Source organism: bacterium (assembly GCA_027622355.1).
Lineage (GTDB): Bacteria > UBA8248 > UBA8248 > UBA8248 > UBA8248 > JAQBZT01.
On sequence record JAQBZT010000144.1, the window covers coordinates 1 to 7,568 of the forward strand.

7 protein-coding genes, 1 tRNA gene and 1 other RNA gene are annotated in these 7,568 nt (G+C 65.1%); all 9 read left to right on the forward strand.

Annotated elements, in window-relative coordinates; translation table 11 throughout:
• Positions 1 to 1,129, forward strand: a 1,129-nt coding sequence (gene rpoD / locus O2807_09320) for an RNA polymerase sigma factor RpoD (protein MDA1000695.1), incomplete at its 5' end; no start/stop codon positions are given.
• A gap of 122 nt (positions 1,130 to 1,251) precedes the next feature.
• Positions 1,252 to 1,328: transfer RNA gene (locus O2807_09325), tRNA-Ile, on the forward strand.
• A gap of 44 nt (positions 1,329 to 1,372) precedes the next feature.
• Positions 1,373 to 2,122 (forward strand): hypothetical protein, encoded by a 750-nt coding sequence (locus O2807_09330; GenBank protein ID MDA1000696.1) that lies wholly within the window; start codon positions 1,373 to 1,375, stop codon positions 2,120 to 2,122.
• Positions 2,119 to 2,535, forward strand: a complete 417-nt coding sequence (locus O2807_09335; GenBank protein ID MDA1000697.1) for a ribonuclease HI family protein — start codon at positions 2,119 to 2,121, stop codon at positions 2,533 to 2,535. Before O2807_09330 ends, O2807_09335 begins: the two co-directional genes overlap by 4 nt.
• A 21-nt stretch (positions 2,536 to 2,556) precedes the next feature.
• Positions 2,557 to 2,928, forward strand: an RNA gene (gene rnpB, locus O2807_09340) — RNase P RNA component class A.
• Positions 2,929 to 2,977: 49 nt separating this feature from the next.
• Complete coding sequence (locus O2807_09345) at positions 2,978 to 3,784, forward strand: enoyl-CoA hydratase-related protein (GenBank protein MDA1000698.1); 807 nt, start codon at positions 2,978 to 2,980, stop codon at positions 3,782 to 3,784.
• Between the two features lie 40 nt (positions 3,785 to 3,824).
• Positions 3,825 to 5,075 carry a threonine ammonia-lyase gene (gene ilvA, locus O2807_09350; protein MDA1000699.1) on the forward strand — a complete coding sequence of 417 codons (1,251 nt, stop codon included), beginning with the start codon at positions 3,825 to 3,827 and terminating at the stop codon, positions 5,073 to 5,075.
• 3 nt (positions 5,076 to 5,078) lie between these two features.
• Positions 5,079 to 6,632 (forward strand): bifunctional phosphoribosylaminoimidazolecarboxamide formyltransferase/IMP cyclohydrolase, encoded by a 1,554-nt coding sequence (purH, locus tag O2807_09355; protein ID MDA1000700.1) that lies wholly within the window; start codon positions 5,079 to 5,081, stop codon positions 6,630 to 6,632.
• 8 nt (positions 6,633 to 6,640) lie between these two features.
• A partial coding sequence (locus O2807_09360; GenBank protein ID MDA1000701.1) for a Mur ligase family protein occupies positions 6,641 to 7,568 on the forward strand: 928 nt, incomplete at its 3' end.

Sequence of the window (7,568 nt, forward strand, 5' to 3'; positions counted from 1 at the left end):
GGAAAAAGTGGCGGGCTATATTCAGGAGATGAAGCTTCGGCCCGACAAAGTGGACAGGATCGCGGAGCGGATTGAAAGTTTCATGAAATCCATCCACAAGGACGAAGAGGAGATCCAGAGCTATCTCGAGCAGGTCGGCATGGAAGAGGCCGAACTTCGCGCCGCGGTGAAGGAAGTCGAGTCCGTCAAGGCCAACGGCAAGAGCAAGTCGAAGACCAAGGTCAAGGCGAGTACGCAGATTGTGGGCGAAAAACGGATTCCGATCAGTATTCTGGCGGAGTACGATCGCCGGATTCGGAACGTCCGCAAGCGGATTCGCGTGACGGAGAAAGAGGCGGGTGCAGCCCGCAAGGAGCTCGAGCACGCCCTGAAGATGATCCGGCGGGGCCGGCGGAAGGACCGCCAGGCGAAGAAGGAGCTGGCCGAGGCGAACCTTCGGCTCGTGGTCAGCATCGCGAAAAAGTACACCAACCGGGGGCTCCAGTTCCTCGATCTGATCCAGGAAGGCAACATCGGCCTGATGAAGGCAGTGGACAAGTTCGAGTACAAGCGGGGCTACAAGTTCAGCACCTATGCCACCTGGTGGATTCGGCAGGCCATCACGCGGGCCATCGCCGATCAGGCCCGGACGATCCGCATCCCCGTCCACATGATCGAGACCATCAACAAGCTGATCCGGACCTCGCGGCAGCTCGTGCAAGAGCTTGGCCGCGAACCGCTGCCCGAGGAAATCGCCAAGAAGATGGACATGTCCGTCGACAAGGTGCGGAAGGTGCTCAAGATCGCCAAAGAGCCCATCAGCCTGGAGACGCCCATCGGCGAGGAGGAGGACAGTCATCTCGGGGACTTCATCGAGGACAAGAAGGCCGAGTCTCCCCAGGACGCGGTAGTGAAGCTCGATCTGAAGGAGCAGACCCAGAAGGTGCTCCAGACCCTCAGCCCGCGCGAGGAAAAAGTGCTCCGAAAGCGTTTCGGCATCGGCGCCGAGCACGAGCATACCCTCGAGGAGGTGGGGCAGGACTTCGACGTGACGCGCGAGCGCATCCGCCAGATCGAGGCCAAGGCGCTGCGGAAGCTCCGGCATCCGAGCCGCAGCAAGAAGCTCTACAGCTTCATCGAGGACAACTAGTCGCCGGAGCGGGCCGGCCCCCGAATTGACATCTGTCTCGGGGGCGGCGATAAGACGGAAACGGACATCCTGCATGGAGCGGGCCGCGGCCCGCGGCATGATCGTTGTTGGGGCTGGCGATTGGGCCCATAGCTCAGCGGTTCAGAGCGGCCGGCTCATAACCGGCTGGTCCCAGGTTCGAATCCTGGTGGGCCCACCATAGTCTTGCCTCGCTCACGGGTGGCGGAGGAGGAAATCCAACCGGTGAATCCCGAGTTGAAAGCGATGATCCGCCTTCAGGGCATTGATGGGCGCATCGAGGAGACGAGTGCGAATATCAGGAAAATTCCAGCGCTGATCGAAAAGGAAAAAGCCTGTATCCGCGATTTTGAGGCGACTGTCGGGCAGGCCAAAGAGAATATCGAGGAGGTGGGCAAGCGCCAGCGCCAGGCCGAAAGCGATATCCAGAATGCGGATCAGAAGCTTCGCGACACCCGCGGCAAGCAGGTGCTGGTGAAAACGAACGAGGAATACCGGGCGCTAACCTCGGAGATCGAATCCCTCCAGGAGAAGATTGGCCGCCTCGAGGATGAGGTTCTCGAGGCCATGGAGAAGATCAGCCCGCTGAAAGAGGCGCTCTCCCGCGAGGCGGCGAAACTCGAGGAGGCCGGACGCAAGGTTTCCACCGCGACGAAAGGGCACGAGGATACCCTCTCCCGCCTGAAGAGTGAGCAGAAGGGTCTCGAGAAAGAGCGCGCGGAGATCATCACCTCCGTCAGCCCCGATTGGATTGCGCGATATGAGACGGTCCGTAAGAACCGGGGCGGACTCGCCGTTTGTCCCATCGTCGGTCAGACCTGTCAGGGCTGCCGGATGCCGGAGACCATCAGCCGATTTTTCGAGATTCGCGACTCCGATAATGAGATTTTCTCCTGCTCCAACTGCGGACGGATTCTCTACTACCAGGATGCCGAGGTCGTGGGTGCGGTATCTCCCTTGGACAAATCTGAATGAAGAAACGGCGCCTCACGGTATTTACGGACGGCGCCTCACGCGGCAATCCGGGCCCTGCCGGCGCGGCCGCCGTTCTCGTCGACGAGAGCGGCGCCTGCCTGGACGAAGTGCTCCGCTACCTGGGCCAGACCACGAACAATGTGGCCGAATACAACGCACTGATCATGGGCCTGGCCCGTGCGCGAGAGCTCGGCGCGGAGGCGGTGGAGGTGGTGACGGACTCCGAACTCCTGGCCCGCCAATGGAGCGGGGAGTACCGGGTGAAGAACGCCAACCTGCGCCCCCTTTACGAGGAAGCCAAGGAATTGGCCCGCAGTTTCGGAGAAATCGAGGTGCGGCACGTTCGCCGCGGTGAAAATTTCCGGGCCGATGCCGCCGCCAACCGCGCCATCGATGAAAAAAGAGAGTCCTGATCGTATATTGGCAGAAGAACCGGAGTGGGCTGCGCGGCCGCTCGCGGCCCTCGGGCCGCGGGAGGAAAGTCCGGGCTCCACAGGGCAGGGTGGTGGATAACGTCCACCGGGGGTGACCCCAGGGAAAGTGCCACAGAAAGGATACCGCCCCGCACCTCGGTACGGGGTAAGGGTGAAAAGGTGCGGTAAGAGCGCACCAGCGGTCCGGGTGACCGGACCGGCTTGGCAAACCCCACCCGGAGCAAGGCCAAATAAGGAGGCGCCTGAGGACGGCCCGTCCGAAGCCTCCGGGTAGGCCGCTTGAGGCGGAGGGCAATCTCCGTCCCAGATGGATGGTCGCGGCCCCGCTCTCTGGGCGGGTGACAGAACCCGGCTTACAGGCCCGCTCCGGTTCGTTTTTTTTTTACGCCCAGGCAGGCGGAGACGCCGGTCAGGAAAACCCATGCGCGAAGAAAATCTGATCGTTCAGAAAGACGGCCCGGTGGCGACCCTGATCATCAACCGTCCCAAGCAGCACAACGCCATCCTCCGCGAGATGTGGATCCGCCTGCCGGAGATCCTCGATGGCCTCGAGGCGGACGGGCAGACCCGGGTGGTCGTCATCCGCGGGGCGGGGGATAAGGCCTTCGCCTCGGGCCAGGACATCAGCGAACTGCGCACCTCGGTCACCCCCGAGACGGCCGCCGCCCACAGCGAGTTGATCGAGGCGGCATGGGCTCGTATCTGGCAGGTCCCCTTGCCCATCATCGCCATGGTGCACGGGTTCGCCATGGGGGGCGCGGCGGGGCTGCTTGCGGCCTGCGACCTGCGCTACGCGGCGGAAGATGCTATTGTCGCTGTTCCCGCGGCCCGTCTCGGCGTGGTCTACCCCGAGCTTCTGACCCGGCGGATTGTGGATTTGATCGGTCCGGCGCGGACGAAGGAAATGCTCATGACGGCCCGCCGCTATTCGGCGGATGAGGCCTATGAGATGGGTTTCATCAACCGTGTTTTGCCGAAGGCTGCGCTGGAGGCGTATACCTATGGGGTGGCCCGGACCCTTGCGGAGAATGCCCCGATCTCGGTTCGCGGTGCGAAGGAGATGGTGAACCTGATTCAGGACCAGTCGCTCGATGCGGAGAAAGCCGTGCGTGCCCGGGCCCTGCGCCTCTCCGGGTTCCACTCGGCGGACTTCCGCGAGGGCGTCGAGGCTTTTCTCGACAAACGCCCTCCCGTTTTCGGGAAAGACGAGGCCGACCCGGCCCGGTAAGGAAGGCCGGCGGAAGAAAAGGAAGGCGGCAACAATGGAGATGGCAGAGAAAGCCGAGACCGGCAGCGAATCGCTCGAGCCGGCCCAGATTGCCGAGGAGGCGGTCCGCGCCGCCGAAGTCCTCGCACCCCATCTTCGTCCGACCCCCACGCGGCTCTCCGAGCACTTCTCCGAACAGCTGGGCACCGAAATCTACTTCAAGCCCGAGAACTTCCAGCGGACCGGCTCCTTCAAGGTGCGCGGCGCCGTCTACGCCGTCAGCAAGCTCAATCAGAAGCAGCGTCAGTGGGGGGTGGTGACCGCCTCGGCCGGAAATCACGCCCAGGGCGTCGCTTTCGCCGCCAAGAAACTCGGCGTCAAGGCACTGGTCATCATGCCCGAGTACACCCCGAACACGAAGTACGACGCCGTCCGCTCGCTGGGCGCCGAGGTCGAACTCTACGGCCCCACGTTCGACGATGCCTATGCCCGCGCCCGCGAGATCGAACATGATCGCGGGCTGACGATGATCCCTCCCTTCGATCACCCGGACGTCATCGCCGGCCAGGGGACGCTCGGCCTTGAGATACTCGAAGAAGTCCCCGACGTGGGGACCATCATCATTCCAGTGGGCGGCGGCGGGCTGCTCTCCGGCGTCGCCTCGGTGGTGAAAACCCACCGGCCGGATGTGCGCATCGTCGCGGTGGTGCCCGAGGGGGTGCCGACGTTGCCCGCTTCCCTTTCGGCGGGGCGCATCGTGGAATCCGCGGACGTGCACACCATCGCCGACGGCGTGGCGGTCAAGCGCCTCGGCGAGCTGTGCTTCCCCCTCATTTTGCAGCTGGTCGATCAGACGGTGACGGTGAGCGACGACAACATGGCCAACGCCATCCTCGGGCTGCTCGAGCGCGAGCGGATGCTGGCCGAGGGGGCGGGCGCCGCCCCGCTGGCCGCGCTGCTCGAGCGGAAAACGCGCCTGACCGGGAAAACGGTCGCCCTCATCAGCGGCGGGAATCTGGACGTCAACCTCCTCTCGCGGATCATCGGCAAGGGGCTCGCACTGGCGAACCGCTACGCGCGCCTGCAGGTGCCCCTTCACGACATTCCGGGCGCGCTGGCGAAGCTCTCGCACATGGTGGCCGAGTGCCGCGTCAACATTATCCACATCGAACACGATCGGCTCTCGACCCTGGTGCCCATCAACCACACGCTCTCGACCCTCTATCTCGAGGTCAGGGGGCGCGATCATCTCGATACACTCATTCAGCGGCTTCTCGCCGAGGGGTACGAAGTCCGCCGGGAGGAAGCCTAGGCAATGCCGCACCCCCGGCGCGCGGTCATCAGCGTCAGCGACAAGCAGGGAGCCGCGGAACTCGGAAAAGCGCTTGCGGCGGCGGGCTGGGAGATTCTCTCCACCGGCGGAACGGCGCGCGCCCTGCGCGAGGCCGGCGTGCCCGTGAGGGATGTCTCCGAATACACCGGCCAGGCCGAGATCATGGGCGGCCGCGTCAAGACCCTTCATCCGAAACTCCTCGGCGGCATCCTCGCCCGGACCGGCGTGGACGATGCCGAGATGGCGGCGAGCGGAATCCCTCCCATCGATCTCGTCGCGGTCAATCTCTATCCCTTCCGCGAGACGGTGGCCCGGTCTGGCGTCACGTTCAGGGAGGCCATTGAGCAGATCGACATCGGCGGGCCGACCATGGTGCGCGCCGCCGCGAAGAACATGGACCGCGTGACCGTCCTTGTGGACCCGGCGGACTACCCGGAGGCCATCGGCCACATCGCATCGAGCGGGGAAATTCCCGCCGAGATGCGCCGCCGCCTCGCCCAAAAGGCGTTTCACCACACCTCGACCTACGACGCGGCGATCGACCGGTATCTCGCGGCGGCCGGTGCGGAAGAGGCGGGGGAGGCGGAATTTCCCGAGAACGTTCAGATCGAATTCGAACGCGTCCAGAGTCTCCGCTACGGCGAGAATCCCCACCAGAAGGCGGCTCTTTACCGCCTGCGCGGCGCTTCGGGCCTTTCGCTCGTGGACGGCGAGCGCCTGGGCGGCAAGGAGCTTTCCTACAACAACCTGCTCGATCTCACCGCCGCGGCCGAGCTCGCCGCCGATCTCGAAGGGGTGGGCTGCGCCATCATCAAGCACACGAATCCCTGTGGCGTCGGCCTGGGAGAAACACCCGCTGCGGCCTATGAGCGGGCGCTCGCCTGCGATCCGGTCTCGGCCTTCGGGAGCGTGATCGGCTTCAACGTACAGGTGGACGCCGAGGCCGCCGAGGCGATGCGGAGCCTGTTCGTCGAGGTGGTGGTGGCGCCCGGCTTCGACGATGACGCTCTCGCCATTTTCAGGAAGAAGAAAAACCTGCGAATCTTTCGGCTGCCTGAGCTGGGCAAGGTGCCGCCGGCTGGATTCGAGATCCGCTCCCTTCCGGGGGGCGCGCTTTTGCAGGAGCGCGACCGCCTCGCCCCCGAGGAGTTCGACTGGAAGGTGGTGACCCCCCGCGCGCCGAGCGAAGCCGAGGGGCGCGCCCTTCGCCTCGCCTGGCGCGTGGCGCGCCACGTGAAGAGCAACGCCATTGTTCTGGCGGATGAAAGCGGCACGGTGGGGGTGGGCGCCGGACAGATGAGCCGGGTGGACGCCTCCCGGCTTGCCGTCTCGCGGGCGGTCCTTCCGGTGGCGGGGTGCGCCCTGGGATCGGATGCGTTTTTCCCTTTCCGCGACAGCGTGGATGAGGCCGCCCGGCAGGGGGTGCGGGCCATCGTCCAGCCTGGCGGCTCGGTCCGTGACGATGAGGTGATCGAAGCCGCCGCCGAGCACGACATCGCCATGGTGTTCACCGGGCACCGTCATTTCCGGCATTAAGGATCGTGATGTACACGGATGATCTCGCTGCGAGCGGGACGCTGCTGGCCGAGGAGGCCGCGCCGGAGGAGTCGCTCCGCCGGCTCGAGGCTTTTCTGTCCGCGCTCGCCGCCCTTCCGAAGAAATCCTGGCGCCCCCGCATCGACAGCCGGCAGATTCGCATCGAGGGACCGGGGCTCGATCGCACCCGCCGCCTGCTCGAAATCCTGCGGATTCCCTCGCCGGGCCGCGAGATTGTTCACATCGCCGGGACGAGCGGGAAAGGCTCGACCGTCATGATGATGGCCGAGGCGATGCATGCGGCGGGGCGGCGTGCGGCGGCTTTCTTCTCCCCCCATGTCCTCTCCCTGCTCGAGCGCTTCTGGGTGCGCGGCCGCCTCATCGATCCGGCGCTGGGGAGGCGCTGCGCCGGAAAGCTCGCCGCGGCGGCGGCCGAGATGGCTTCGGACCCGGAGATTGGCCCTCCCTCCTATTTCGAGGCGACGATGGCGATCCTGCTTCTCGCGGCGGAGGAAACCGATTGCGAGGTCATCCTCCTCGAAGCGGGACTCGGCGGAAGCTACGATGCGACGAACGCCGTGGGACCCGCCCGGCTTGATGTCATCACCCCTATCGGTTTCGATCACACCGACCTTCTGGGCGATACGATAGCCCAAATCGCGCGCGACAAGGCAGGGATCATCACGGTGGGCGGAGCGGTCATCTCGGCGGCGGCAGATCCGGCGGCCCGGCAGGAGATTGAAGCCGCGGCGGCTGAAAAAGGAGCCGTGCTTTATGCGCCCCCACAGGTGGAATGGAAAGAGGGGGGGATGTTCGACCTCCGTTTCACGGATGGCGCGCTTTGGACGGATTTTTCTCCGGGGATGGCGGGCGTGCACCAGGCGGGAAATGCCGCCCTCGCGGCGGGCGCCTGCCGGCTGCTGGGGCTCGATGCGG